This is a genomic window from Nocardioides humi, assembly GCF_006494775.1.
GTDB lineage: Bacteria > Actinomycetota > Actinomycetes > Propionibacteriales > Nocardioidaceae > Nocardioides > Nocardioides humi.
This window is the reverse complement of the sequence record NZ_CP041146.1, coordinates 1,588,609-1,614,150: the sequence shown is the minus strand read 5'-3', so window position 1 is coordinate 1,614,150 and position 25,542 is coordinate 1,588,609. Positions and strand designations below refer to the sequence as shown.

The window sequence follows — 25,542 nt, the reverse complement described above, 5'->3', positions numbered from 1 at the left end:
CACGCGTCGGGTGCAGCGGCTGCGGGATCAGCCGCGGAGCAGCTGCAGCACGCCGTTCGGGGCCGAGTTGGCCTGGGCGAGCATGGCGGTGCCGGCCTGGGAGAGGATCTGCGAGCGGGTGAGGCTCATCATCTCCTGGGCCATGTCGGTGTCGCGGATCCGCGACTCGGAGGCCGAGAGGTTCTCGATCGCCACGTTGACGTTGTTGATGGTGTGCTCGAACCGGTTCTGCACCGCACCGAGCTCGGCACGCTGCGTCGAGACGGCGGTGATGGCCGCCTGCACCGCGTCGCTGCCGCCGGCCGCGGTCAGCGTGCCGACGGCGGTCGTGAAGTCGGCGAGCGCGGTCGCCGAGATCGTGATCGAGTCCGCGTCGGCGTACCCGACCTGGAAGTCCAGCGCGGTGCCGCCGAACAGGGCCACACCGTTGAACTTGGTGTTGTCCTTGATCCGGGTGATCTCCGAGTTGAGCTCGGTGACCTCGGCCTCGATCGCGGCCTGCGAGTCGGTGTTCTGCGTGCCGTTGGCGTACTGCACGGCGAGGTCGTTGATGCGCTGGAGCATCGAGTGGACCTCGGTGAGCGCGCCTTCAGCGGTCTGGGCGACCGAGATGCCGTCCTGGGCGTTGCGGACGGCGACCTTGAGACCACCGACCTGCGAGCGCAGGCCCTCGGAGATCGCCAGGCCGGCGGCGTCGTCGGCGGCCCGGTTGATCCGGAAGCCGGACGACAGCTTCTCCATCGACTTCGAGAGCTGGTTCTGCGTCACCGACAGGTTGCGGTACGCGTTGGTCGCCTCGATGTTCTGGTTGATGCGAAGACCCATGGTGTTTCCCTCCTGGAATCAGGTCACTTGCGGTTTCCCGGGAGACCGTCCGTGGTCGCCCTTCGGGGTGGTGATCGGTACGCCGATCGCGGGGCTGAGCGGTTTTCCGCGGCGTTTCCGCGGCGAGTCAGCCGACCGCGTCGAGCGGGCTGAGGCCCCGTCGTACGCCGGCGGCGTGGCGGGCGGCGACGGCAGCGAAGTAGGACTCCCGGCGCCGCTGCGCGACTCCTCCGGCCTTGCCGGTCTGCTGCACGAGCGACGGCTCGAGCTCGTGGTTGAGGGCGTCGCGGAGCAGGGAGAGCGCCTCGGCGCGCATCTGCGAGATCCGGGAGTCGGTGACGCCCAGGTCCGTCGCGATGTCGGCCATCGGCCGCTCGGCGAAGAAGTAGTCCTCCACGACGACCCGCAGCCGGTCCGGCAGCTCGGCGATCGCCTCGCGGAGGTAGGTGAGCCGCTCGCCGTGCTCGAGCAGGTCCTCGGGGGAGGGGGCGCGGGTCGGCACCAGCTCCTCGATCGGGGTGGTGCTCGAGCCCTGCAGCGACAGCACCTGGGCCCGGGACACGTCGTCGTCGTTGGCGACCACCTCGTCCTCGCTCAGGCCGGTGGCGCGGGCGACCTCGGCGAGGGTGGGCGTGCGGCCGAGGACCACCGAGAGGCGGTTGCGCGTCTCGGCGAGGTCGCGGGCGCGGCGCCGTACGGACCGCGAGGCCCAGTCGACCGAGCGCAGCTCGTCCAGCAGCGCGCCGCGGATCCGGGTGGCGGCGTACCGGTCGAACGGCACGCCGCGGCCGTCGTCGTACGCACGGGCCGCCAGCACCAGGGCGGTCAGGCCCGCCGAGGTGAGGTCGTCGCGGTTCACGTGGGACGGCACCCGCCCCATCGTCTCCCGCACGATGTGCCCGACCAGGGGCATGTGGCCGGTGACCAGCTCGTCCGTTCCCGTGGTGGCGGTCGCCTCGTTCGCGTTCACGAGCACGAGATTCGGGCGCGCGGTGTGCGGCGCGCAGGGCATTTGATCCATTGGGTCCGGACGGTCCGGCAAATGGGGACCGAGGTCCCGGGTGCCTCTGGTCACCATGGAAACCGCGCGCTGACCGTTCGGTGGTGAAGCTGCCGGAAACGGCTCAGGTACGGGCCGGTCCGGGCGATGGGACCACACGAATGTCCCCGCAGCTCGGGGCGGAGAGGTCGGAGACGTCGTGGTCGACACAGACACAGCAGAGATGGACAGGCTGTCACAGGTCCTGTGGCGGGAGCGGGAGATGCTCGAGGCGCTCGCCTACCGCCTCGAGGTCGAGCGGCTGGTGCTCGCCAGCGGCCGGACCCGGTGGCTGGTCAACGCCACCCGTGACATCGAGGCCCTGCTCGACGACCTGCGCGCCACCGAGGTGCTGCGCGCCACGGCCGCCGACGAGACCGCCGCGCTGCTGGGCTTGACGCCCAACCCGTCGCTGTCGGCGCTCGCCGAGGCGGCGCCCGACCCGTGGCGCGGCATCCTGCACGACCACCGCGACGCCCTCGTCGCGATCGCCCGCGACATCGCGGAGACCTCCGAGGAGGCCAAGGGCCTGCTCACCGCCGGCTACCGGTCGGCCCGCGAGACGCTGCTCGCGATCGGGGGCACGACGACCGCGAGCTACACGCACGCGGGGACCGTCGTCGCCGACGCCCCGCGCCAGCACCTGCTCGACCGGAGCCTGTGATGGCCGGCTCGTTCGGCTCCATCACCTCCGCCCTCTCCGCGCTGCGCTACAACCAGGTCGCGCTCGAGGTCGCCGGCAACAACATCGCCAACGCCACCACCGAGGGCTACGTCCGCCGCAGCGTGGTCGGCGCCTCGGTCAGCAGCGCCCAGGCCGCCCTCTGGTCGAGGTACGACGGGCACGGCGACGGCGTCGCGGTGGGCGGGATCCGCCGGATGACCGACCCCTGCTCGACGCGCGGGTCCGCCGCGAGCACGGCCTGCTCGCCTACCTCTCGACCAGCCGGACGATCCTGGCCCGGGTCGAGGCGGGCGTCGGCGAGCCCGGCCCGAACGGCGTGCACGCCGCGATGCTCGACCTCCGCAACGCCTGGCAGGACCTCTCGCTCAACCCCGGCGGCACCGCCGCGCGCCAGCAGGTCCTCGGCCGCGCCGAGACGCTCGCGCAGGCGCTGCGGATGCAGGTCGGCAACGTCACGCGGGAGGAGGCCGACCAGCGCGTCCACGCGAACAGCCTCGTCAGCGAGATCGACACCGCCGCCAGCGGCCTCGCCGCGCTCAACCACGACATCCTCGTCACCGAGCAGAACGGCACCGACGCGGGCGTGCTGCGCGACCGCCGCGACCAGCTCGCGCTGCGCCTGGCCGAGCTCGCCGGCGCCGTCACCACGATCGAGCCCGACGGCCAGTACACCGTCGCCGTCGGCGGCACCACCCTCGTCCAGGGCAAGGAGGCCGGCGCCCTCGTCGTCGCCTCGGGCATCACGCCGGCCGGCGACGCGGACGGCTCCGCCATCAGCTACCGCGTCGACGCCTCGTGGGGCAGCACCGTGCTCCCGACCGGCTCGGCCGGACCCGGCGGCGAGCTGGGCGCGGTCACGGAGGTGCTGACGACCACCCTGCCGGCGTACCGCGCCGGGCTGGACGCCGTCGCCGCCGACCTCGCCGCGAGCGTCAACGCCCAGCAGGCGGCGGGGTACGACGCCAGCGGCGCCCCGGGCGTGCCGCTGTTCACCTACGACCCACTCGTCGGCGCCGCCAGCCTGCAGGTCGCGATCACCGACCCGGCGCAGCTGGCCGCGTCCAGCCTGCCCGGCGGCGCGCTCGACGGCGGCAACGCCGACCTGCTCAGCCGGGTCGGCACCTATCCGGACGCCTACCAGCGCCTCGTCAACGGCCTCGGGACCGAGGTCGCCGCGCTCGAGCGTCGTACCGCCAACCAGGCCTCGCTCTCCGGTGCCCTCGACGACGCCCGCGAGCAGCAGGCCGGCGTCAGCCTGGACGAGGAGACCGTCAACATGGTCGCCGCGCAGCGGGCCTACGAAGCGGCCGCGCGGCTGATGACGACGCTCGACGAGGTGCTCGACACGCTCATCAACCGCACCGGCCTCGTCGGGCGATAGGGGACAGCCATGACGATCGGACGCGTCACCCAGCGGATGCTCACCGAGGGCTCGCTCGCCAACCTGCAGCGCAACCTCGGGCGGATGGCGACGCTGCAGGAGCAGCTCTCGTCCGGACGGGTCATCAACCGCCCCTCCGACAACCCGACAGGAACGACGGCCGCCATGCGGATCCGAGCCTCGGTCTCCGACCAGACGCAGTACGCGCGCAACGCGCAGGACGGCATCGGCTGGCTGACCCAGATCGACAGCACGCTGGACGCCACCACCAGCACGGTACGACGCGCGCGGGATCTCGCGATCCAGGGCGCCAACACCGGCGCCCTGGGCCAGCAGGCCCGCGACGCGCTCGCGGTCGAGGTCGAGGGGATCCGCGAGCAGCTGCTCGGCCTCGCCAACGCCAGCTACCTCGAGCGGCCCGTCTTCGGCGGCGTCACCGCCGGGGGGCGGGCGTACGACGCGGGTGGCAACTGGGTCGGCGTACCCGGCTCGGTGGACCGGCGGGTCGCCGACGGCGTCGTCGTCCAGGTCGACGTCGACGGGCGGACCGTGTTCGGCGACGGCGCGAGCTCGGTGTTCGCGGAGCTGGACGCCCTGGCGGCCGCGCTGCGCGCCGGCGACACCGCGGCCATCGGGGCCTCGATCGACGTGCTCCGGGCGCGGGAGGACACCGTCACCGGCGCCCGCGCGGTCGCGGGCACCCGCTACCAGCGGATCGAGCAGTCGGGCCTGGCCGCCGACGACGCGAAGATCTCGCTGGAGAACAGCCTGAGCACGATCGAGAACGCCGACCTGGCCGAGACCACCGTGCACCTCAAGCTGCAGGAGGTCGCCTACCAGGCGGCCCTGGCCGCGACGGCGCGCGTCATGCAGCCCAGCCTGCTGGACTTCCTGCGATGATCGGGTGCATGGACCTCCCCGTCATCGAGCTGGCCCACCCGATGCCCGGGTTCCCCGACGACGAGCGGTTCGCGCTCGTCCGCCTCGACGACGACGGCGTGCTGCACGGCTTCCGGTCGCTCGACAGCCAGGACCTGCAGTTCGTGGTGGTGCCCCCTGCGCCGTTCTACCCCGACTACGCCCTCGACCTCGACGACGACGTCGCCGCCGAGCTCGGCATCGACGAGGAGTCGGCCGCCGACGTACTCGTGCTGCTCGTGGTCCACGCCGGCGCCACCCTCGCCGACACCACCGTCAACCTCCGTGCACCGCTGGTCGTCAACCCGGCGACGCGGCGCGGCAGCCAGGTGATCCTGGACGACGCGGACCTGCCGCTCGCCGCACCGCTCGTCGCGTGACGCGATAGCCTCACCACGTGCTGGTTCTCTCGCGTCGCATCGGCGAAAGCGTCGTCATCGGCGGCGGCTCGCCCGAGGCCGTCACCGTGACCGTCCTCGAGGTGCGCGGCGACGTCGTCCGGATCGGCATCGACGCCCCGCGCTCGGTCGCCGTCCACCGCGCCGAGCTGCTCGCCGAGCTCGCCGACGCCAACGCCGACGCCGCCTCCCCGCCGGAGTCGGCTGTCGCGTCCCTCAGCCAGGCCCTCCGCTCCCGCACCTGACGGCTCGGCCTACCTCGACGGGGCCAGGTCCCCTCGCTGCACTCGCCTCACCCTGCGCGGGTCGGGCTCGGGCCGGCTCGGCTGCATGGATCCCCGGACATCCGGGATCCATGCGCTTGTCAGGGGTTGCAACCCCTGACAAGCGCATGAAAAGCCCCATCCCAGTGACTCATGGGACAGGGGTTACTCCTGGTACGACGCCCAGGACGACGACCGAGCGACGCTCGGCCCACGCGGCGCCTCAGCCCACCCGGCGCGCCACCGCCACCCCGGAGCCGGCGCCCACGGCCGGCCGGGCGCCCTCGGCCCCGCGCAGCCGTACGGCGAGCAGCGCGGCCTGCGTGCGGTGCTGGAGGCCGAGGCGGGCGAGCAGGCCGGTGACGTGGTTCTTCACGGTCTTCTCGGCGAGGTAGAGCTTCTCGGCGATCTGCCGGTTGGTCATGCCCTCGGCGATGAGGAAGAAGATCTTGCGCTGCTGGGGCGTGAGCTCGCAGATGACGTCGAGCGACTTGCGCTGCATCTCCATCTGCTCCACGACCCGGTTGGCGACCGCGGGGTCGATGAGCGAGTGGCCGCCGGCGACCAGCTTGATGCCGTTGAGGAGCGAGTTGCCCTCGATCTTCTTCAGGACGTACCCGGCGGCGCCGGCGAGGATCGCGGCGGAGATGGCGTCCGGGTCGTCGTACGTCGTGAGGATCAGCGCCTTGATGTCGGGGTCGACCGAGCGCATCTCGCGGCAGATGTCGACGCCGGTGCCGTCGGCCAGGTTCGCGTCGAGGATGGCGATGTCGGGCCGCAGCTCGAGGATCTCGCGCAGCGCGACGCCGGCGCTGCCGGACTGTCCGACCACCTCGAGCTCGGGGTCGGTGGCGATCAGGCTCGCCACGCCCCGGCGCACGACCTCGTGGTCGTCGACGATGTAGACGCGGATCGGATTCTCGGCTGGCACGAGAGGATTCTCCGCTGCCGCGCCGCGAGACGCGAGACCATTCACCAAGGTCCGTTCGGTAAAGAATCCGCCCTGGTCCGGATGGACTACGCCGCGGTGGTCGAACGAAGGATCAGCGGGCGCGGAGATCGGCCAGCGCGTCCGCGACGTCGCGCTCGCTGCGCCGCAGCTCGGTGAGCAGCGCGACGATGTCCCGGGTCGTGAGCCGCTCGCCGTCGGTCGGGGGCGCCACGCACTCTACGGCCTCGGCGGCGGTGATGCGGGTGCCGATCTCGATCCGGTACGACGTGTCGGCGAGCTCGAACGCGATGTCGGCCACGACGGCGGTGAAGTGCTCGTCGGCCACCGGGTCGTGGAGGACGAGGTGCTCGCCGGGCTCGAGCCCGCGGTCGAGGCCGAGACCGGCGTGACCGAGGGCGAGGGACCGGCTGCGGCGCGTGAACGGGCTCAGTGCCACCACGATCTGCTCCACCGTGACCTCCGTGGTCCGTGGCCCCTGCGGGCCGAGGGGCGCCGGGTGCGCCCTGACGGCGGTACAACCCGTGGCAGGCATGCCCGGTTACGGCGCCCGACGTCCCCTTTCGCCTAGCCCGTTGGGACCACGTCCGATGGTCATCGGGGGTGGTCATCGGTATGAAGAGTCGCTAGGTTGGGTAAAGACGCACCAGACATCGTGGCCAAGCCCACCGCCACATCACTCTCGATCCTCGGGAGTAATCGTGTCCTCCGTCGCAATCCCAACCATTCCCAACCGTTCCACCGCATCGATCACCGGCCAGGTCAGCTCCGCCGAGCGCAAGGCTCGCACCGCCGAGCTCCTGGACAGGGCGCGGGAATGTCCACCGGGCGAGCGTGATGGTCTCCTCGAAGAGGTCATCGTCCTCAACATCCCGGTGGCCCGCACCCTCGCGGCCCGCTACCGCAACCGCGGCCAGAGTCTCGACGAGCTCGAGCAGGTCGCCTGCCTGGCGCTCACCCGTGCGGTCCAGTCCTTCGACCCCGCACGCGGCGACGACCTGCTGGTCTTCGCCGTGCCGAGCATCCTCGGCGAGCTCAAGCGCCACTTCCGCTCCGCCGCGTGGGCGGTCCGCCCGCCGCGACGGATCCAGGAGATCCGGCCGCGCCTGGTGGCCGCCGAGGAGGAGCTGGCGCAGCACCTCGGCCGTCCGCCGACGCCGCAGGAGCTGGCCGACGAGCTCGACTGCCCGCCGGCCGAGGTCGAGGAGGCCCTGGCCTGCGGTGACCTCGCCCACGCCGCCTCGCTCGACGAGCCGGTCGCCGCCACGGGAAGCCCGCTGGGCGACCTGCTGCCGGCCACCGAGCCCGGCTTCGAGCACAGCGAGGCGGTCGCGATGCTGGGCCCTGCGTGCCGCAAGCTCAAGCCGCGCGACCGCCGGATCCTGCGGATGCGCTTCTACGAGCAGCGCACCCAGCAGGAGATCGCCGACGAGCTCGGCGTGACCCAGGTGCAGGTCTCGCGGCTGCTGCAGCGGATCTTCACCGACCTGCGCCGCGCCGTCGGCGCGGGCAGCCCCCGCGCGGCCTGACCAGCCGGGCGCCCCATGCGAATTCGTCCCGGTTTCACGCAAATCGCGACGAATTCGCATGGGGCGCCGTCGTCTGGCGCCGTCGTCTCACGGCTGGAAGAGCACCTTCACCATGCCGTCGTTCTTCTCGCGGAAGTCGTGGTACGCCGCCGGCGCGTCCTCGAGTGGCAGGTGGTGGGTCGCGAACGAGTCCACCCCGAGGTGGTCGGTCGGCTCGAGGAGGAGGGCGAGGATGTCGTCGCTCCAGTGCCGCACGTTCGCCTGTCCCATCCGCAGCTGGATCTGCTTGTCGAACATCTCCATCAGCGGCATCGGGTCCATCGGCCCGCCGTAGACCCCGACCACCGAGACGGTGCCGCCGCGTCGCACGGCGTCCATCGCCAGGTGCAGCGCGGCCAGCCGGTCGACGCCGGCGGTGCGCATGATCGGCTCGGAGAGACGGTCCGGCAGGAAGCCGACCAGCTTCGCCATGGACTCGGCCACCGGCGAGCCGTGCGCCTCCATGCCGACGGCGTCGATCACCGCGTCGACGCCGCGGCCGCGGGTGAGCTCGAGGACGCAGGTGACCGTGTCGGTGTCGTTGTCGGTGACGATCACCTCGGCGCCGTACGCCGAGACCCGCTGCATCCGCTCGACCACCGGGTCCGTGACGAACACCCGGATGCCGCGCATCAGCGCGATCCGCGCGCACATGTCGCCGATCGGGCCGGCGCCCAGCACGAGCAGCGTGTCCTCGGGCGGAGGTCGGCGTACTCCACGGCCTGCCAGGCCGTCGGCAGCACGTCGGAGAGGAACACGAAGCGGTCGTCCGGCGGCCCGTCGGGCACCTTGATCGGCAGCGTGTCGGCGAAGGGCACCCGCAGGTACTCCGCCTGCGCGCCCGGCACCTGCCCGTACAGCTTGCTGTAGCCGAACAGGCTCGCGCCGGTGCCCTGCTCGGTGTTCTGCGTGGTCTCGCACTGGCTGTGCAGGCCCCGGGCGCACATCCAGCACCGGCCGCAGCTGACGTTGAACGGTACGACGACGCGGTCGCCCACCCGGAGCGACCCGACGGCCGCGCCGACCTCCTCGACGACCCCGATCGGCTCGTGCCCGACGACGTCTCCGGGCTCCATGAACGGCGCCAGCGGGTCGTAGAGGTGCAGGTCGGAGCCGCACAGCCCGGTCGAGGTGACCCGGACGACGACGTCGTCGGGCTGCTCGATCCGGGGGTCGGGAACGTCCTCGACGCTCATCCGTCCCTTGCCCTGCCAGGTCACTGCTCTCACGATGTCCTCCTTCGCCTGCGATCGCGGTGACTGTCGTCGCACCAGGGCAGCCGGTCGGACCGGCCGCACCGGCACAGCGCCACGACGGCGCGCTCCACCGGAGCGGCGGTGCCGTCGATCCCGACGACCTCGTCCGCGCCGCGGATCAGCAGCGGTCCGCCCGGGCACTCGGTCACCGTCACCCTGCGTGGTGTGGTCATCGCCGCCTCACCCCGCCGCCGGTGCGTCGCGCTGCGCCCGCCAGCCGTCGAGGAGCACCTCGCCGGCGAGGCCGTCCACGGCCAGGCACGCGGTGGCGCCGAGCACCACGTCGGCGGCGAGCTCCGGCTCGTCCGCGACCAGGGCGGCGCAGATGCCGCGAATGGCGAGCTGCTCGTGCACGGCGTCGGCCTCCACGTGCTCGTCGTAGTAGTCGCACACCGCCTCCGGCAGCCGCAGCCGGCGTGCGCCGCGCAGGATCCGCTCGCACGGCAGCGAGCTGGTCGCCTCGAACGCCGCCAGGTGGCCCATCGCCGCGCCCCGCAGCCGGCGGTTCAGCGCGAACAGCGACATCAGGTTGACCGACGCCAGGGTCGCCCCCGTCGCGCCGGCGACGTACGGCGCCAGGTCGGTCGGCATGTCGAGGGACTCGAGCGCGCGGGCGAAGAGCGTCTGGTGCAGCCGGTCGGGTCGGCCGCCGCCGTACTCGTCGTACTGGAGCTCGGCGAGCGCCACCTTCGCGGCGCCGCCGATCCGGGGCAGCACGAAGCTCTGCGGGTCGGACTCGCGCAGGTGGTAGACCGCCCGCTCGGCCAGGTAGGAGCAGAACTCCGTGCGCGTCGCCCGGCGGTGCAGGAACTGGGCGACCTCCGAGGGGCCGGAGCGGGCGGTCATCCGGACCAGCGCCGCGGTGACCTGCTCGGCCGGGGTGGCGCCGAGGTCGGCGAGCGCGGGGGCGTCACCGGGGGCCTCGCTCACGAGGGTGCGGACGGCGTGCTCGAAGGTCCGCTCCAGGCCCGCACGGCTGACCATCAGCAGCGGGTCCCACTCCGCGTGGGGATCCTCGACGTCGTCGAAGCCGCGGTAGTGGAGCTCGTAGAGCGTCCACAGCGCGAGCTGGAAGTCGCGGTCGGTGAGGGGGTAGGTGACGTCGCCCATCGCCCGCGGCTCGGGCACCGCGTGCGGGCCGTGGGGGCGGGCGCGGAGAGTGTCGACGACGCGCTCGCTGAGCGGTCCGCAGGGCTCGGGCAACTTCATCTAGGTCCTCGTCCTTCCTTCCCACAGCTCGCCCCAGATGAGGCGCAGCAGCATGCGACGCAGGGTCAGCACAAGGATCAGGTGCCCCCCTGTTGTGTGCCGCGATCCCGATTCGCCATAGTTCTCGTCGTAGACGGTCCGCCGACCCATGCGACCTCCTCCGGTGGTTGCGGGGTACCCGGGCCGTGGGCAACGCATACCGAGGTCACCTCGGCCGCACGGAGGGCACGGAGGGGCGCGATGGGTGAGGACCTGCAGGAGGGTGAGCCGGCATCGCTGGCGGGGGTCGGCGGCGCCCGCCAGACGGGCCGGTTCGTCTACGACGTAGCGGGCGACGCGTGGGAGTGGGACGACGACGTCTTCGCGATCCACGGCTACGAGCCGGGTGAGGTGGAGCCGACCACCCAGCTGATCATGCGCCACAAGCACGAGCTCGACCGCGAGCTCGTCGAACGGACGCTGCAGGTCGCGATCGACGGCGGCTCGCCCTTCAACGTCTACTACCGGATCCTGGTGGGCGACGAGGTCCGCAATGTCGTCCTCGTCGGCGAGGGCCAGTACGACGGCGGCCGCACCAGCGGCAAGGTCGACCGTCTCCTCGGCTACTACCTCGACCTGACGCCCGAGCTCGAGGCGGAGACCAGTGCCGCGGCCGACGCCGCGGTCGCCGCGTCGGCTGCGTCGCGGGACACCATCGAGCAGGCCAAGGGCATCCTGATGCTGGGCTACGGCCTCGACGCCGATGCCGCCTTCGCCATGCTCAAGTGGTGGTCCCGCAACCGCAACGTGAAGGTGCGGGAGGTCGCCGAGCGCCTGATCCAGGTGGCTCGGGAGGGGCATGTCAGCCACCCTGGACTGCGCCGGTTGCTGGACGCGCTGCTCGACGACCTCACCGCCAGCCGGACGGCTCGGGGAAACCGGCCCGACTGAGTCCGTTCGCGTCGACTCGGCCCGGGGAGTACCCGACTCTCGCGGCATCACCCGGGTAACACCGGGACATGAGCGAGCAGGCATTCCCCGCCCAGCAGCAGACACCCCCCGGCCTGACGGGGGAGATGGACCCCGAGCCGGACCACGGCGAGCAGTCGTACGTCGGGCACGGACGCCTCGACGGACAGGTCGCGCTGATCACCGGCGGCGACTCCGGGATCGGCCGCGCGGTCGCGATCGCCTACGCCCGGGAAGGCGCCGACGTCGCCTTCACCCACCTCCCCGAGGAGCAGCCGGACGCCGACGCCACCGCCGCGCTCGTGACCGACGCCGGCCGCCGGGTGCTGCCCATGGCGCTCGACCTGCGCACCAGCGAGGCGTGCGACGAGGCGGTCCGTCGTACGGTCGACGAGCTCGGCGCGCTGGACGTCCTGGTCAACAACGCCGGCTACCAGATGGCGCGCGACCACGCGGTCGACGACCTGAGCGACGAGCGGATCGACCGCACCTTCAAGACCAACCTCTACGCCCTGATGTGGCTGGTCCGCGCCGCCGCGCCGCACCTGCGCGAGCGGCCCGGCTGCATCGTCAACAACGCCTCCATCCAGGCCTTCGAGCCGTCCGAGACGCTGCTCGACTACGCCGCCACCAAGGCCGCCATCAACAACCTCACGGTCAACCTCGCCTCCTCCCTCGGCGGCGACGGGATCCGGGTCAACGCGGTGGCGCCGGGACCGATCTGGACCCCGCTCCAGCCGGCCACCCAGGAGCCGGAGAAGGTGGCGCGCTTCGGGCTCGACACGCCGCTCGGGCGGGCCGGGCAGCCGGCCGAGGTCGCGCCGGCGTTCGTGTTCCTCGCCTCGCCCGGCGACGCGTCGTACGTCTCCGGCACGGTGCTCGGCGTCACCGGCGGCAAGCCCGTGTTCTGACCCGCCGCCGGGGTACCTCACCGGCATGGACAACCGACCGCGAGAGCGTGACGATGGCCAGGTGTCCGAGGTCGGCAACCTCGACGACGCCGGAGCCGCCGAGACCCCCTCGGACGCCGTCGCCGGGCACCCGACCGACGACGACGTGCAGGAAGGTGCGACCGGGCCGAACGCCCGGACCGGAGACCAGACAGGAGACCAGACAGGAGGCGGTCGACCGTGACCATCCCCGACCCCGAGAATCCCGAGCGGCCGCAGGAGCCGGACGAGCCGGTCGACCCGGAGCAGCGGCCGGTGCCGGAGGCCGACCGCTCGACGCCCGAGGACTACCACGTCCCCGACCGCGACCCCGAGGTGCCGCTCGACCACCCGGGGGAGGACGCCGACCCGGACGAGATCTACCCCCACGCGCAGGACGTGGAGGAGGGCTGGGCGTGACCAGCCCGCCGGTCGGGCGGCGGCCCCGGCCGCCGCAGCAGATCACCCGGAACTTCAACGAGCTGCTCCAGGAGCTCCGGGTGATGCAGACCGGCGTGCAGATCCTCACCGGCTTCCTGCTGACCGTGCCGTTCACCGAGCGGTTCACCGAGCTGACCGAGACCCAGCAGCGGATCTACCTCGGCATTCTGGTCGCGGCCGTCCTCACCACGCTCGTCATCGTCGCGCCGGTCTGCTACCACCGCCTGCTCTTCCGGCGGGGGAGCGGGAGTGGATCGTCGCGGCCGCGCAGCGGTGCGCCCTCGCCGGCCTGGTCGGCCTGGCCACGGTCTCCGCGGCCGTGGTGCTGCTGGTGTTCGACGTCGTCCTCGGCCGCGTGGCTGCCCTGACCGCCGCGGCGGCGGTCGCGCTCGCGTTCACCCTGATGTGGGCCGTGGTCCCGTGGCGGGGCCGCGCGAGGTGAAGCGCTCGGAGCGACCGGCCGTCGTCGCGGTGCTCGTCGTCTGGCTGGCCGTCCTGGGGCCGCTGGTCGCCGGGTGCGGCGTCGTGGGCCGGCCGGACGCCGACGGCTGGGACGAGCAGGCGGAGCAGGCCCTGGCCGACGCCGCGAGCCAGGTCGCCACCGCCCGCCTGGCGCTGGAGACAGCTGCCGAGGGGCGGACCTGGTCGTCGTACACGACCGTGCTGATGGCCGACGCCGAGGAGGCGGCCGGTAGGGCGGAGGACGACCTGGCCCGGGTCCAGGCGCCCGCCCGGCGGACCGGGGCGGCGCGGGCGGTCCTGGACCTGCTGGCGCGGGCCGTCGAGCTCGTCCGCACCGCCCGCGCGCACGTCGTCGCGGGGAGGTACGACGACCCGGCCCTGCTCGACGACCTCGACCGGATCGCGGGGGAGCTCGAGCGAGCGTCGCCGTGAAGCGCTATCTCGCCGTCCTGCTGGGCGTCCTGACGGCCATCGGCGGCTTCGTCGACATCGGCGACCTAGTCACCAACGCCCAGGTCGGCGCCCGGTTCGGCACGTCGCTGGTGTGGGTGGTGGTCGTGGGCGTGGTCGGCATCTGCGTGTTCGCCGAGATGTCGGGACGGATCGCGGCGGTCAGCCATCGCGCGACCTTCGACCTCGTGCGCGAGCGGCTCGGCCCGCGGATGGGCTTCCTCAACCTGGTCGGCTCGATGCTGGTCACCCTGCTGACCTTCATCGCCGAGATCGGTGGCATCGCCCTCGCGCTGCAGCTGGTCAGCACGATCCACCACCTGTTGATCATGCCGGTCGTCGCGGCCGCGGTGTGGATCGTGCTGTGGCGCGCGAAGTTCTCCGCGATCGAGAACGTGCTCGGCCTGCTGGGCCTGGCCCTGGTCGCGTTCGCGGTCGCGCTGTGGCAGCTCGGCCCGGACTGGGGCGAGCTCGCGGCCGGGCTGTCGCCGGCGGAGAAGCCGGCCGCGGAGGGCTGGACGACGTACGCCTACTACGGGGTCGCCCTGTTCGGCGCCGCCATGACGCCGTACGAGGTGTTCTTCTTCTCCAGCGGTGGGGTCGAGGAGCGCTGGACGACCAGGGACATCGGGGTGATGCGGGCCAACGTCTTCATCGGCTTCCCCCTCGGGGGACTGCTGTCGGCGTCCATCGCCGCCTGCGCCGCGGTCGTCTTCCTCCCGACCGGCATCGAGGTCGAGACGCTCGGCCAGGTCGGCCTGCCGGTGGCGGTGGGGCTCGGCAAGATCGGGCTGGCGGTCGTGGTGCTGGGCTTCTTCGCGGCCACCTTCGGCGCCGCGTGCGAGACCGGCCTCGCGACGGGCTACAGCCTGGCGCAGTACTTCGGCTTCCCGTGGGGCAAGTACGTCCGCGCGCGGGAGGCCGTCGGCTTCCACGTCATCCTGCTCGTCGCCACGGTCGTCGCGGCCGGGGTGCTGCTCACCGGCGTCGACCCGATCATGGTCACCGAGATGTCGGTGGTGTTCTCGGCGATCGCGCTGCCGCTGACGTACTTCCCGATCCTCGTGGTCGCCAACGACCCGGACTACCTCGGCGAGCACGTCAACGGGCCGGTCGCCAACGCGCTCGGGGTCGGCTACCTCGTCGTCATCGCGGTCGCCGCCGTGGCCGCGATCCCGCTGATGGTCGTCACGTCGATGGGACAGGGCTGAGGGGAGTGGGCCGATGGTGTCGCTGACCGAGCGCGACGGGTACGACGTCGGGCTGCACCTGCTCGACCGCCAGGTCGTCACCTCCGACGGCCGCCTGGCCGGGAAGGTCGACGACATCGAGCTGCTCCGCGGCGAGGACGGGACGCTGACGCCCACCGCGCTGCTGACCGGCCTCCCGGCGCTCCTGCCACGCTTCGACCTCTCCGTGCGCGCCCTCCCGCGCGTGATCGACCTCGACCTGATCGAGGACGTCGACAGCGAGGTCCGACTGACCGTGCCAGGCCCGGACCCGTCCAGCCCGATGGAGCCCGCCCGCGCCACGGACCCGCGCCGGCTCCGGGTCAGCCGGGTGCTCGGCCTGCCCGTCCGCTGCGCCGTCGTCCCGCGCCGCTCGAAGGTGCTCGACCTGCGCATGCTCGGCTCGCCCTGCGGCCCCGGGGAGCACCGGGTCACCGCCCTGATCGTCGGCCCCGGCCGCCCCGGCGCCCTGTTCGGCTACGACCGCCGCAGCGAGCCGGGTCCTGCCGCCGTCGCCGCGGTCGTGCGCCGGCTGCACCGGCACGCCCGCGTCGTCGACCTGGACGACGCCGTCGAGCTCGACCTCGACGCGGGCGAAGTCCGGATCGGTCCCGGGGCGTCTCTCCGGCCGCTGCGCGGGTAGCGCCTGCAGAGGACCCACACCCGGATTCGGAGGAGGAGACATGCCCGGCAAGAAGCACGGTCCCGGGATCAAGAACCCGGACGCCTACGAGGAGATCCGCAAGGGCGGCGCCAGCAAGGAGAAGGCCGCGCGCATCTCCAACGCCATGGCCTCCGAGGGCTCCAGCAAGGTCGGCCGCCGCGGCGGCAAGGCCGAGCCCTACGAGGAGTGGACCGTCGACGAGCTCCGCAAGCGCGCCGGCGAGCTCGACATCGACGGACGGTCGTCGATGAGGAAGGGCGAGCTCATCGACGCCCTCCGCAACCACTGACCCGGCACGAACTGCCCTGGGATTTGCGCTGACCCGGCTCATCCTGACCGCGCATTCCCGCTGACCCGGCGCGTCCTGACCTTCTCGTGAGGTAAGGACGCGCCGGGTCGATGACGTCCGCGGGTAAGGACGCGCCGGGTCAGCGTCGTCTGCGGGGCAGTTCGCGCCGGGTCGGTCAGACCCAGCGGGAGAACCAGACCCGGTCCAGCCACTCGCTGTGGGTCAGCATCTGGTTGGTCCAGATCGGCCAGAACCAGGCGAAGTTCACCAGCGTCAGCACCACGAACGCGCCGCCGACGATCACCCCCGCGGTACGACGGGCCGACGGCGCGCGCGAGGGCCCGATCAGCGTGCCGATGGTGAGCGTGATCGCCATGACGGTGAACGGCAGGATCGCGATCGCGTAGAAGAGGAAGATCGGCCGGTCGTCGTACATCATCCAGGGCAGCCAGGCGGACAGGGCGCCCACGACCGCCAGTCCGTAGCGCCAGTCGCGGGCGCCGATCCACATCACCACGGAGAACAGCAGCGCGAGCACGCCGCCCCACCACAGCACGGGTGTGGGCAGGAGCAGCACCTGCTTGATGCAGTGGCTGTCGGCGGGAGCGTCGCAGCCGGGCGTGTCCGGCGAGATGTCGTTGGTGACCGCGACGCCGACCGGACGGTTGACCAGCAGCCAGCTCGACGGCTTCGACTCGTAGAAGTGCTCGGAGCAGTTCAGGAAGTGCGTGTGGAAGGTGTAGACGTCCTGGTGGTAGTACCAGAGCGAGCGCAGCGACTGCCAGGTCTCGCCCAGGCCGGTCGCGTCCTTCTCGGTGGCGGTCGGCCAGCGCTTGGTCTTGTCGAGGTCGGTCGCGACATAGGAGTCGTCGTCCTTCGCGCAGTGCCCGTGGCCGGTGTACTGGCGGTACTGCGTGGAGCTGAGGTGCTCCTCGTACTCCTTCGCGTGCGCCAGCCAGCCGCCCCACGTCGCGATGTAGACGAGCAGCGCCACCACGACCAGCGACAGGAACGCCGGTACGCCGTCGACCAGCGCGCCCTTGACCAGCGCCCACCGGATGCCGAGCGAGCGGCGGGCGCCGGCGCTCCAGACCCAGCACAGGACGCCGAGGGCGGCGAGCGGGAAGAGCGCCGTCCACTTGGTGCCGATCGCCAGGCCGAAGCAGACGCCGGCGGCCAGCAGCCACGGCCGGAACAGGACCGGCGGCCCCCACCCGGTCAGCGCCACCCCGCCGTCGGTACGACGTGCCCGGGCCCCGAGTCTCGCCCGGTGCCAGTCCCGGTCCGCCACGAGGCAGGACACCGCGCACAGCAGGAAGAGCGCGAGGAAGATGTCGAGCAGCGCGAGCCGCGAGAGCACGAAGTGCAGGCCGTCGAGCATGAGCAGGGTGCCGGCGATGCAGCCGAGCATCGTGGAGCCGGTCATCCGTCGTACCAGCCGGCACATGACCAGCACCATCAGCGCCCCGGCGACGGCCGAGGCGATCCGCCAGCCGAACGGGTCCATCCCGAACGCCTGCTCGCCGAGCGCGATCAGCCACTTGCCGACGTCGGGGTGCACCGCGAGCGACGGGTCGCCGGTCCACACGCCCTGGGTGTGCCCGGCGAGGATGTCGGCGTTGATGTCGGTCTTGGTGTTGCCGTCGACGTCGGTGAGGTAGGTCTGGACGTAGCCGTTGTTGAGCAGCGACCAGGCGTCCTTGGCGTAGTACGTCTCGTCGAACGCGAACCGGTGCGGGTTCCCCAGCCCGACCACCCGCAGCCCGAACGCCAGGACCGTGAGCGCGATCGGCGCGAGCCAGCCGAGCAGCCGCTCCCGGCCCGACAGCCGCCGGATCGGGCTGATCGCCCGCTCCACCGCCAGCGGCACGCGCTGGCCGAGCGCGGTGCGGGAGAGGCCGGCGACAGTCACGGTGCCGAAGCCTACGTGGCGGCCCCGCCTGCGATGATCGGTCCCGTGAGTGGAGTCCTGGTGCTGGCGGGCACGCCGATCGGTCAGGTCGGCGACGCCCCGCCCCGGCTGGCCGAGGAGCTGGCGGCCGCCGACGTGGTCGCCGCCGAGGACACGCGACGGCTGCGGCGCCTGGTGACCGATCTGGGGATCGAGCTGAGCGGGCGCGTCGTGTCGTACTTCGAGGGCAACGAGGCCGCGCGCACGCCGGCCCTCGTGGAGGCCCTGGTCGGGGGCGAGCGAGTCGTGCTGGTGACCGATGCGGGCATGCCGAGCGTGTCCGACCCCGGCTACCGGCTGGTGGCTGCCGCCGTCGAGGCCGGCATCCGGGTCACCGCCGTGCCCGGCCCCTCCGCGGTCCTCACCGCGCTCGCGGTGTCCGGCCTGCCCGTGGACCGGTTCTGCTTCGAGGGCTTCCTGCCGCGCAAGGCGGGTGAGCGGGCGCGCCGGCTCGCGGACCTCGCGACCGAGCAGCGCACCCTGGTCTTCTTCGAGGCGCCGCACCGCATCGCGGCCGCGCTGGAGGCGATGCGCGACGCGTTCGGCGCCGACCGTGCCGCCGTGGTGTGCCGCGAGCTGACCAAGACCCACGAGGAGGTACGCCGCGACGCGCTGGCCGCCCTCGTCGACTGGGCCGCCGACGGCGTACGCGGCGAGGTGACGATCGTCGTCGCGGGCGCGACGCCCGGCGCCGGGATGGCGACCGACCCCGACAGCCTGCGGGCGGCGGTGGCCGGGCTCGTGGAGTCCGGCATGCGAAGCAAGGATGCGATCGCCGTGGTGGCCGGGCAGGCTGGACTCCCCAAACGCGACGTCTACCAGGTGGTGCACATCCATGACTGACCGGATCTCGAGCGTCACCCGCGGCGGCCTCGTCCTCGACGTGTACGACGAGGGGCCGATCGACGGCGACGTGGTCGTCCTGCTCCACGGCTTCCCCGAGCGGGCCGACTGCTGGCGGCTGGTGGCGCCGCTGCTGCACGAGGCCGGCTGCCGGACGCTGGCGATGGACCAGCGCGGCTACTCGCCGCGCGCGCGGCCCCGGCGGCGCCGCGACTACCAGATGAGCGAGCTGCTGGGCGACGCCCGCGCGCTCGCCGAGGCGGCCGGCGGCCGGGTGCACGTCGTCGGCCACGACTGGGGCGCGATCCCGTCGTGGCTGCTCGCGATCCACCACCCCGAGCTCGTGGCCAGCCTGACCGCGGTGTCGGTGCCGCACCCGCAGGCGTTCCTCGCCTCGATGGTGCGCTCCACCCAGGGCCTCAAGTCCTGGTACATGCTCGCCTTCCAGGTCCCGTTCCTCCCCGAGCGGCTCGGCCGCAGCCGCGGCGGCTTCCTCGACAGGCAGCTGCGCGCCGCGGGGATGACCGCCGAGGACGTCGACCGGTTCCGCGCCCGGATCGTCGACGACGGCGCGCTGACCACCGCGCTGAACTGGTACCGCGCCATGCCGTTCGGCGACCCGCGGCTGAGCCGTGGCCGGGTCACCGTCCCCACCACGATGGTGTGGAGCGACCACGACATCGCGCTCGGCCGCTGGGGCGTCGAGCACACGGTCCGGTACGTCGACGCGCCGTACCGCTTCGTCGAGCTCAACGGCGTCTCCCACTGGATCCCGACCCAGGCGCCCGACGCGCTCGCCGACGCGATCCTCGACCGGGTCCGCAGCGTCGGCCCGGGGGCGGCGTGAGCGACGAGCGCCCGCCCGCGCCCGAGCCGCTGCCGCACCCGGTCGTCGACAACCACTGCCACCTCGACATCAGCCGGGCCGGACGCGGCACCGAGCCGTGGGACGCCGGCGAGGCGATCGCGGCGGCGGCCGCCGTCGGCGTACCCCGGATCGTGCAGATCGGCTGCGACCTGCCCGGCGCCCGGTGGGCGGTCGCCGCGGCGACCGAGCACGACGCGCTGGTGGCCGGCGTCGCGCTGCACCCCAACGAGGCGCCGCGGATCCTCGCCGAGGGCGGCCGGGCGGCGCTGGAGGCCGCCTGGGACGAGATCGAGCGGCTCGCCGGCGCCCACGACCGGGTGCGCGCGGTGGGGGAGACCGGCCTCGACGCCTTCCGCACCGGCGAGGAGGGGCGCGCCGTCCAGGTGGAGTCCTTCCGCCGCCATGTCGACATCGCCAAGCGGCTCGGCAGGACGCTGGTCATCCACGATCGGGACACCCACGACGAGGTGCTCGAGGTCATCGACAGCGAGGGCGCGCCGGACCGCTGGGTGATGCACTGCTTCTCCGGCGACGCGGACTTCGCGCGCGCCTGCCTGGACCGCGGCGCCCATCTGTCCTTCGCCGGCACCGTCACGTTCAAGAACGCCGCGCCGCTGCGCGAGGCGCTGCGGATCGTGCCGCGCGACCGGCTGCTGGTGGAGACGGACGCGCCGTACCTCACACCGGCGCCGTACCGCGGCCGCGCCAACGCGTCGTACCTCGTCCCGCTGACGGTGCGCGCGATGGCCGCCGAGCGGGGCGAGGACCTCGGGGAGCTGTGCGCCGCCATCGACGCCAACACCGAGGCGGCCTTCGGCGGCTCTTGGTAGGACCTTCCGCGACCTGTGACAGGAGTGACTCCTGAGGCGCCGATGGCGTGAGTCGGGTCACGCCGTGCTGTGGTGAGAGGCCTCGCCGAGTTGCCATCGGCGGGTGCGCCCTGCTCTCGTGGATGGCTGACGGCCGGGATCGGGGAGCGGTTCTCCGGCCGGCTCGCCTCGGCGGGCCGGTCGCCCGAGGCCCGGAGAGCACGACGTTCGGAGCACTGTGCGACCTGCGCACCTCAAGGCCCTCCTCCTCAAGCTCGCCCACAGCCGCAAGGCCCTCACCGTCACGGTGGCCGCCGTGCTGGTGGCGGTCTCCGCGGTCACCTGGGGCTACTCCTCGATGAGCACCGAGGTCCGGCTCTCGGTCGACGGCGAGGAGCGCACCGTCTCCACGATGGGCGACACCGTCGGCGACGTGCTGCGCGACGAGGGCATCGAGGTCGGTGACCGCGACATCGTCCAGCCGGGCCTGGACGAGCAGGTCCGCGCGGGCGACCGGATCGCCGTCCGGTTCAGCCGTCCCGTCGAGCTCACCGTCGACGGCGAGACCAGCACCCACTGGGTGACCGCGACCGACGTCGCGAGCGCGCTCCGAGAAATCGGCGCAGCGATCGGCATGGGTTCTGACACGGCGTACGCCGACGCCCGGCTCTCCACCAGCCGCGGCGCCGACATCGACCGCGGCGGCGCGGAGATCGAGGTCGTGACGCCCAAGGAGCTCACCTTCGTCCTGGCCGGCGCGAAGCCGGTCACCCGCGAGGTGCCGGCGCTCACCGTCGAGGACGCGCTGGCCGAGGTCGGCGTCGAGCTCGACGAGCACGACAAGGTGCGGCCGAAGCGCGGCACCGAGGTCGCCGCGGGCGACCGGATCGTCTTCACCGACATCGAGAAGGACGAGCGCAGCGTGACCGGCGAGGCCGTGCCCGCACCGGTGGAGAAGGTCTCCGACGGGTCGATGTACCAGGGCCAGAGCAAGGTCGTCACCGACGGCGCCGACGGCGCTCGCGACGTGACCTACCGGGTGACCATCCGCAACGGCAAGGTCGTCAAGCGCGTCGTCCTCACCGCGACGGTGACCCGTGAGCCCACCGCCAAGGTGGTCAAGGTCGGCACCAAGCCGGTCGTGGAGTCCGGGAACACCGTCTGGGACCGCCTCGCCCAGTGCGAGTCCGGCGGCAACTGGCACATCAACACCGGCAACGGCTACTACGGCGGCCTCCAGTTCAACCTCGGCACCTGGCGCGCCAACGGCGGCACCGGCTACCCCCACCAGGCCTCCCGCGAGACCCAGATCGCCGTCGCCACCCGCCTCCGCGACCGCTCCGGCGGCTACGGCGCGTGGCCCGGCTGCGCGGCCAAGCTCGGCCTCCCGCGGTAGCCCGATAGCCTGGGCCCCATGCCTGAATCCTCCGCGCCGCGGCTGCTCGATGAGTGACTCCGCGAGATCGCTCGTTGAGCGCCGCTCGGCGCCGGTCCGGCAAGGCGCCGGCGCGAAGGCATGCTGGGCGCACGTCGAGCGTCGGCAACGCCGCCGGCCCGGATGCTGAGTGGTGCTCGGCGTGCGAGATCGTGGGGTCACTCATCTAGGCCCGGCGGAGGTTCGGGAGCTGGCGGCGCGGCTGGGCCTGCGTCCCACCAAGCAGCGGGGGCAGAACTTCGTCATCGACGCCAACACGGTCCGGCGGATCGTGCGCGAGTCGGGCGTGACGGCGGGGGAGGTCGTCGTCGAGGTCGGGCCGGGACTGGGGTCGCTGACCCTGGCGCTGCTCGAGACCGGAGCCGAGGTGACGGCGATCGAGGTCGACCCGCTGCTGGCCGGCGAGCTGCCCGCGACGATCGAGGCCTTCGCGCCCGCTCAGGCGGGCCGGCTCCGGGTCGTGCTCGCCGACGCGATGAGCGTGACCGAGCTGCCCGGGCCGCCGCCGCAGGCGCTGGTCGCGAACCTGCCCTACAACGTCTCCGTCCCGGTGCTGCTGCACCTGATGGCGCTGCTGCCCTCGCTCGAGCACGGCCTGGTGATGGTGCAGGCGGAGGTCGCCGACCGCCTGGCCGCACCCCCGGGATCGAAGACGTACGGCGTCCCGTCGGCGAAGGCGGCCTGGTTCGCCGACGTACGACGGGCGGGGGCGATCGGGCGCAACGTGTTCTGGCCGGCCCCCAACGTCGACTCCGGGCTGGTCGCCTGGACCCGGCGCGAGCCGCCCACGGACCGGATCGCGCGCGAGGAGGTGTTCGCCGTCATCGACGCGGCGTTCGCCCAGCGGCGCAAGGCGCTCCGGGGCGCGCTGCGCACGCTGGCCGGCGGGGCGGAGCAGGCGGAAGCGGCGCTGCGGGCGGTGGGCATCGACCCGCTGACGCGCGGCGAGACGCTCGGGATCGACGACTTCGTGGCGATCGCGATCGCCCTCCACGAGATGACCCCGGAGAGCGCATGACCCAGGTGACGGTGCGGGCCCCCGCGAAGATCAACCTCCATCTCGGAGTCGGCGGGCTGCGGCCGGACGGCAAGCACGCCCTCGCGACCGTCTACCAGGCGGTCGGCCTGTATGACGACGTCACCGTGGTCGAGGCCGCCGACTGGTCCGTCGGGCTGACCGAGCCGATCGACGGCGTACCCCTCGACGAGGCGAACATCGCGATCCGGGCCGGCCGGGCGATCACCGCCCACCACGGGCTCGACCGGGCGGCCCGGATCACCATCGCCAAGGGCATCCCCGTGATGGGCGGGATGGCCGGCGGGTCCGCCGACGCCGCCGCCACGCTGCTCGCACTGGACCGGCTCTGGGACCTGCAGACCCCCGACGACGACCTGCTGCGGATCGCCGGCACCCTCGGCAGCGACGTGCCCTTCGCCCTGCTCGGCGGCACCGCGCTCGGCACCGGCCACGGCGAGATCGTCACCCCCGTCGAGGACAACAGCTCCGTGTGGTGGGTCGTCGTCCTCTCCGACGAGGGCCTCTCCACGCCGGCGGTCTACGGCCACTTCGACGAGCTCGCACCCGACGCCCCCGCCGAGCCGCCGACACCCGACGCCCTGATCGAGGCGCTCGGCCACGGCTACACCGACGAGATCGGCGACCTGCTCGCCAACGACCTCTGGCCGGCCGCCCGCGACCTGCGCCCCGACCTGGTCGACATCGAGGTGCAGCTGCGCAGCCGGGCGCCCGACGGCGTCCTCCTCTCCGGGTCCGGCCCCACCCTGCTCGTCCTCCACGAGGACGTCGAGGAGGCCCGCGCGACCGTCGCGGACCTGACCGCCGAGGGGCACCGCTGCACGCTCGCGCCCGGCCCCGTCGCCGGTGCCCATGTGGTGACCTATGCCTGAGCCGCGTTCGCTCCTGAGCCTGGAGCGGGTCTCGAAGTCGTACGGCGTCCGCCCGCTCCTCACGGACGTCTCGCTCGGCGTGGGCGAGGGGGAGCGGATCGGCATCGTCGGCCGCAACGGCGACGGCAAGACCACGCTGCTGCGGCTGATGACCGGTGCCGAGGAGCCTGACGAGGGACGGGTCTCGCGTCAGCGCGGCCTGCTGCTCGGCGTGCTCGCCCAGCACGACGACTTCGACGACAGCCACACCGTCCGCGAGGTCGTGCTGCAGGGCATGGCCGACCACGAGTGGGCCGCGGACGCCCGGCTGCGCGAGATCGTGGAGGTGCTGCTCGCCGGGGTCGACCTGGACCGCGCCGTCCACGGCCTCTCCGGCGGCGAGCGGCGCCGGTGCGCGCTGGCCGGCCTGCTGCTGGGCGACCACGACCTGGTCGTGCTCGACGAGCCCACCAACCATCTCGACGTCGAGGCGGTCGCCTGGCTCGCCGCCCACCTCGCCGCGCGCCCCTCCGCGCTGGTCGTGGTGACCCACGATCGGTGGTTCCTCGACGCCGTGTGCCAGCAGACCTGGGAGGTCCACGACGGCGCCGTCGACACCTACGAGGGCGGGTACGCCGCCTTCGTGCTCGCCAAGGCCGAGCGCCAGCGCCAGGCCGCCGCCTCCGAACAGCGGCGGCAGAACCTGGTCCGCAAGGAGCTCGCCTGGCTGCGCCGCGGCGCCCCCGCCCGCACCTCCAAGCCGAAGTTCCGCATCGACGCCGCCAACGCCCTCATCGAGGACGTGCCCCCGCCACGCGACCGGCTCGAGCTGCAGCGGTTCGCGACCCAGCGGCTCGGCAAGGACGTCATCGACGTCGAGGACGTCGACTTCGCCCGCGGGACCCGCCAGCTGCTCTCGCACGCCACCTGGCGCCTCGGGCCCGGCGACCGGCTCGGCCTGGTCGGCGTCAACGGCGCCGGCAAGACCTCCGTCCTGTCACTGCTGTCCGGCGAGGCGGCGCCCTCGGCCGGCCGGGTCAGGCACGGCCGGACCGTCGCGCTCCAGCACCTCACCCAGGACGTCGAGGTCGACGACCCCGACGCCCGGGTGCTCGCCACCGTCGAGGGCATCCGCCGGGTCACCCGCACCGCCGACGGCGAGATCACCGCGACCTCCATGCTCGAGCGGTTCGGGTTCACCGGCGACCGGCTCACCGCTCGGATCGGCGACCTGTCCGGCGGCGAGCGGCGACGCTTCCAGCTGCTCCGGCTGCTGCTGACCGAGCCCAACGTGCTGCTCCTCGACGAGCCGACCAACGACCTCGACATCGAGACCCTCAACGTCCTCGAGGACTTCCTCGACGGCTGGCCCGGCACCCTCGTCGTCGTCTCCCACGACCGGTACTTCCTCGAGCGGGTCACCGACTCCGTCTGGGCGCTGCTCGGCGACGGCCGGATCTCGATGCTCCCGCGCGGGGTCGAGGAGTACCTCGAGCGCCGGGCCGGTGCGCTGGCTGACGCGAACCGCGCAATTGAACGGATCGAGCAGGAACAGACGCCGGATCCTCCCTCAAACCGTTCAATCGAGCAGTTCGAGCACGTGACCGCGACCCCCAAGGCGAGGGCCGGGTCGGCGGAGGAGCGGGCGGCGCGCAAGACCGTCGCCCGGCTCGACAAGGTCCTCGAGCGACTGGCGGGTCGCGAGGCCGAGCTGACCGCCGACCTCGCGGCGCACGCGACCGACCCGGAGCGGCTCACCGCGATCGGCGCCGAGCTGACCGCGCTGCAGGAGGAGAGGGAGACCGCCGAGCTGGAGTGGCTCGAGGCCGCCGAGCTCCTGGAGTAG

At 72.9% G+C, this 25,542-nt stretch carries 31 protein-coding genes and 2 pseudogenes; 23 read left to right on the top strand and 10 right to left on the bottom strand.

The annotated features are described in order from the left end of the window. Nucleotides 1-27: 27 nt before the first annotated feature. Nucleotides 28-825, bottom strand: coding sequence for a flagellin N-terminal helical domain-containing protein (locus FIV44_RS07985; RefSeq protein WP_141003981.1), 798 nt, complete (start codon nt 823-825; stop codon nt 28-30). 127 nt (nt 826-952) lie between these two features. Then, nucleotides 953-1,795, bottom strand: a complete 843-nt coding sequence (locus tag FIV44_RS07980) for a sigma-70 family RNA polymerase sigma factor (RefSeq protein ID WP_246086873.1) — start codon at nt 1,793-1,795, stop codon at nt 953-955. A 253-nt stretch (nt 1,796-2,048) separates the two neighbouring features. Between FIV44_RS07980 and flgN the strand changes: the two genes are divergently transcribed. Both flgN and FIV44_RS33930 read left to right on the top strand, forming a co-directional pair. Beyond that, nucleotides 2,049-2,528 (top strand): flagellar export chaperone FlgN, encoded by a 480-nt coding sequence (gene flgN / locus FIV44_RS07975; RefSeq protein WP_141003979.1) that lies wholly within the window; start codon nt 2,049-2,051, stop codon nt 2,526-2,528. Then, a pseudogene (locus FIV44_RS33930) lies at nt 2,528-2,599 on the top strand (hypothetical protein); the annotation flags it as partial. The gene flgN and the pseudogene FIV44_RS33930, both read left to right, overlap by 1 nt. Before the next feature lie 35 nt (nt 2,600-2,634). Here the strand turns inward: FIV44_RS33930 and FIV44_RS31955 are convergent. After that, complete coding sequence (locus FIV44_RS31955) at nt 2,635-2,871, bottom strand: hypothetical protein (protein WP_246086872.1); 237 nt, start codon at nt 2,869-2,871, stop codon at nt 2,635-2,637. Here FIV44_RS31955 and flgK point away from each other — a divergent pair. From flgK to FIV44_RS07950, 4 genes are read left to right on the top strand one after another with little or no spacing between them, the layout of a single operon-like run. Then, complete coding sequence (gene flgK, locus FIV44_RS07965) at nt 2,788-3,930, top strand: flagellar hook-associated protein FlgK (protein ID WP_246087003.1); 1,143 nt, start codon at nt 2,788-2,790, stop codon at nt 3,928-3,930. The genes FIV44_RS31955 and flgK overlap by 84 nt on opposite strands. Before the next feature lie 9 nt (nt 3,931-3,939). Next, nucleotides 3,940-4,830 (top strand): flagellar hook-associated protein FlgL, encoded by an 891-nt coding sequence (flgL, locus tag FIV44_RS07960; protein WP_141003977.1) that lies wholly within the window; start codon nt 3,940-3,942, stop codon nt 4,828-4,830. 8 nt (nt 4,831-4,838) lie between these two features. After that, on the top strand, nt 4,839-5,228 hold the full coding sequence (gene fliW, locus FIV44_RS07955; protein ID WP_246086871.1) for a flagellar assembly protein FliW: 390 nt from the start codon (nt 4,839-4,841) through the stop codon (nt 5,226-5,228). A gap of 17 nt (nt 5,229-5,245) precedes the next feature. Further along, nucleotides 5,246-5,491: a carbon storage regulator gene (locus tag FIV44_RS07950; protein WP_141003975.1), complete on the top strand. Its 246-nt coding sequence runs from the start codon at nt 5,246-5,248 to the stop codon at nt 5,489-5,491. A gap of 241 nt (nt 5,492-5,732) precedes the next feature. Here the strand turns inward: FIV44_RS07950 and FIV44_RS07945 are convergent, their stop codons facing one another. Both FIV44_RS07945 and FIV44_RS07940 read right to left on the bottom strand, forming a co-directional pair. Continuing rightward, entirely contained in the window at nt 5,733-6,440 is a 708-nt protein-coding gene (locus tag FIV44_RS07945) for a response regulator (RefSeq protein ID WP_219996342.1), read from the bottom strand. Nucleotides 6,441-6,552: 112 nt separating this feature from the next. Continuing rightward, nucleotides 6,553-6,912, bottom strand: coding sequence for a (2,3-dihydroxybenzoyl)adenylate synthase (locus FIV44_RS07940; protein ID WP_141003974.1), 360 nt, complete (start codon nt 6,910-6,912; stop codon nt 6,553-6,555). A 247-nt stretch (nt 6,913-7,159) separates the two neighbouring features. Here FIV44_RS07940 and FIV44_RS07935 point away from each other — a divergent pair, with 247 nt between their 5' ends. Then, complete coding sequence (locus FIV44_RS07935; protein ID WP_181411044.1) at nt 7,160-7,987, top strand: sigma-70 family RNA polymerase sigma factor; 828 nt, start codon at nt 7,160-7,162, stop codon at nt 7,985-7,987. Nucleotides 7,988-8,074: 87 nt separating this feature from the next. Here FIV44_RS07935 and FIV44_RS31950 read toward each other — a convergent pair whose 3' ends face one another. The 4 genes from FIV44_RS31950 to FIV44_RS07920 are packed head-to-tail and all read right to left on the bottom strand — an operon-like array spanning nt 8,075 to nt 10,491. Then, a complete protein-coding gene (locus tag FIV44_RS31950; protein ID WP_246086870.1) occupies nt 8,075-8,707 on the bottom strand; it encodes a zinc-binding dehydrogenase in 633 nt (210 codons plus the stop codon). After that, nucleotides 8,659-9,255, bottom strand: coding sequence for an alcohol dehydrogenase catalytic domain-containing protein (locus tag FIV44_RS31945; protein ID WP_246086869.1), 597 nt, complete (start codon nt 9,253-9,255; stop codon nt 8,659-8,661). The genes FIV44_RS31950 and FIV44_RS31945 overlap by 49 nt, the downstream gene beginning before the upstream one ends. Further along, a complete protein-coding gene (locus FIV44_RS07925; protein ID WP_141003972.1) occupies nt 9,252-9,455 on the bottom strand; it encodes a CDGSH iron-sulfur domain-containing protein in 204 nt (67 codons plus the stop codon). Before FIV44_RS07925 ends, FIV44_RS31945 begins: the two co-directional genes overlap by 4 nt. A 7-nt stretch (nt 9,456-9,462) precedes the next feature. Continuing rightward, nucleotides 9,463-10,491, bottom strand: a complete 1,029-nt coding sequence (locus tag FIV44_RS07920) for an iron-containing redox enzyme family protein (protein ID WP_141003971.1) — start codon at nt 10,489-10,491, stop codon at nt 9,463-9,465. A gap of 240 nt (nt 10,492-10,731) precedes the next feature. Between FIV44_RS07920 and FIV44_RS07915 the strand changes: the two genes are divergently transcribed. The 9 genes and pseudogenes from FIV44_RS07915 (at nt 10,732) to FIV44_RS07880 (ending at nt 15,903) form a co-directional block, all read left to right on the top strand. Further along, the gene (locus FIV44_RS07915) at nt 10,732-11,421 is read left to right on the top strand and encodes an ANTAR domain-containing protein (RefSeq protein ID WP_141003970.1); all 690 of its coding nucleotides are present in this window, start codon (nt 10,732-10,734) and stop codon (nt 11,419-11,421) included. A gap of 68 nt (nt 11,422-11,489) precedes the next feature. Then, nucleotides 11,490-12,350, top strand: a complete 861-nt coding sequence (locus FIV44_RS07910; protein ID WP_141003969.1) for an SDR family oxidoreductase — start codon at nt 11,490-11,492, stop codon at nt 12,348-12,350. A 61-nt stretch (nt 12,351-12,411) separates the two neighbouring features. Continuing rightward, nucleotides 12,412-12,573, top strand: a complete 162-nt coding sequence (locus FIV44_RS30340; RefSeq protein ID WP_181411043.1) for a hypothetical protein — start codon at nt 12,412-12,414, stop codon at nt 12,571-12,573. Continuing rightward, nucleotides 12,570-12,788 (top strand): hypothetical protein, encoded by a 219-nt coding sequence (locus tag FIV44_RS07905; protein WP_141003968.1) that lies wholly within the window; start codon nt 12,570-12,572, stop codon nt 12,786-12,788. Before FIV44_RS30340 ends, FIV44_RS07905 begins: the two co-directional genes overlap by 4 nt. Before the next feature lie 83 nt (nt 12,789-12,871). Next, nucleotides 12,872-13,251: pseudogene (locus FIV44_RS07900) on the top strand (DUF6328 family protein). Continuing rightward, nucleotides 13,230-13,703 (top strand): hypothetical protein, encoded by a 474-nt coding sequence (locus tag FIV44_RS07895; protein ID WP_181411042.1) that lies wholly within the window; start codon nt 13,230-13,232, stop codon nt 13,701-13,703. Before FIV44_RS07900 ends, FIV44_RS07895 begins: the two are co-directional and overlap by 22 nt. Further along, a complete protein-coding gene (locus tag FIV44_RS07890) occupies nt 13,700-14,932 on the top strand; it encodes an NRAMP family divalent metal transporter (protein WP_141003965.1) in 1,233 nt (410 codons plus the stop codon). The genes FIV44_RS07895 and FIV44_RS07890 overlap by 4 nt, the downstream gene beginning before the upstream one ends. 13 nt (nt 14,933-14,945) lie before the next feature. Next, a complete protein-coding gene (locus FIV44_RS30335; protein WP_181411041.1) occupies nt 14,946-15,593 on the top strand; it encodes a hypothetical protein in 648 nt (215 codons plus the stop codon). A 40-nt stretch (nt 15,594-15,633) separates the two neighbouring features. After that, nucleotides 15,634-15,903, top strand: coding sequence for a DUF7218 family protein (locus FIV44_RS07880; RefSeq protein WP_141003964.1), 270 nt, complete (start codon nt 15,634-15,636; stop codon nt 15,901-15,903). A 175-nt stretch (nt 15,904-16,078) separates the two neighbouring features. On the opposite strand, the gene FIV44_RS07875 is transcribed toward FIV44_RS07880, so the two are convergent. Continuing rightward, on the bottom strand, nt 16,079-17,815 hold the full coding sequence (locus FIV44_RS07875; RefSeq protein ID WP_246086868.1) for a dolichyl-phosphate-mannose--protein mannosyltransferase: 1,737 nt from the start codon (nt 17,813-17,815) through the stop codon (nt 16,079-16,081). A 33-nt stretch (nt 17,816-17,848) separates the two neighbouring features. Here FIV44_RS07875 and rsmI point away from each other — a divergent pair, with 33 nt between their 5' ends. The 7 genes from rsmI to FIV44_RS07840 all read left to right on the top strand — a co-directional run bounded on the left by rsmI (nt 17,849) and on the right by FIV44_RS07840 (nt 25,542). Then, a complete protein-coding gene (rsmI, locus tag FIV44_RS07870) occupies nt 17,849-18,697 on the top strand; it encodes a 16S rRNA (cytidine(1402)-2'-O)-methyltransferase (RefSeq protein WP_141003963.1) in 849 nt (282 codons plus the stop codon). Next, the gene (locus tag FIV44_RS07865) at nt 18,690-19,544 is read left to right on the top strand and encodes an alpha/beta fold hydrolase (RefSeq protein WP_141003962.1); all 855 of its coding nucleotides are present in this window, start codon (nt 18,690-18,692) and stop codon (nt 19,542-19,544) included. Before rsmI ends, FIV44_RS07865 begins: the two co-directional genes overlap by 8 nt. Next, nucleotides 19,541-20,395 (top strand): TatD family hydrolase, encoded by an 855-nt coding sequence (locus FIV44_RS07860; RefSeq protein WP_141003961.1) that lies wholly within the window; start codon nt 19,541-19,543, stop codon nt 20,393-20,395. The genes FIV44_RS07865 and FIV44_RS07860 overlap by 4 nt, the downstream gene beginning before the upstream one ends. 217 nt (nt 20,396-20,612) lie before the next feature. Continuing rightward, nucleotides 20,613-21,770 carry a resuscitation-promoting factor gene (locus tag FIV44_RS33065; RefSeq protein WP_281285810.1) on the top strand — a complete coding sequence of 386 codons (1,158 nt, stop codon included), beginning with the start codon at nt 20,613-20,615 and terminating at the stop codon, nt 21,768-21,770. A gap of 181 nt (nt 21,771-21,951) precedes the next feature. Beyond that, nucleotides 21,952-22,827 carry a 16S rRNA (adenine(1518)-N(6)/adenine(1519)-N(6))-dimethyltransferase RsmA gene (gene rsmA, locus FIV44_RS07850; protein ID WP_181411040.1) on the top strand — a complete coding sequence of 292 codons (876 nt, stop codon included), beginning with the start codon at nt 21,952-21,954 and terminating at the stop codon, nt 22,825-22,827. Then, nucleotides 22,824-23,717 (top strand): 4-(cytidine 5'-diphospho)-2-C-methyl-D-erythritol kinase, encoded by an 894-nt coding sequence (locus FIV44_RS07845; protein WP_141003959.1) that lies wholly within the window; start codon nt 22,824-22,826, stop codon nt 23,715-23,717. The genes rsmA and FIV44_RS07845 overlap by 4 nt, the downstream gene beginning before the upstream one ends. Then, nucleotides 23,710-25,542 carry an ABC-F family ATP-binding cassette domain-containing protein gene (locus FIV44_RS07840; RefSeq protein WP_141003958.1) on the top strand — a complete coding sequence of 611 codons (1,833 nt, stop codon included), beginning with the start codon at nt 23,710-23,712 and terminating at the stop codon, nt 25,540-25,542. Before FIV44_RS07845 ends, FIV44_RS07840 begins: the two co-directional genes overlap by 8 nt.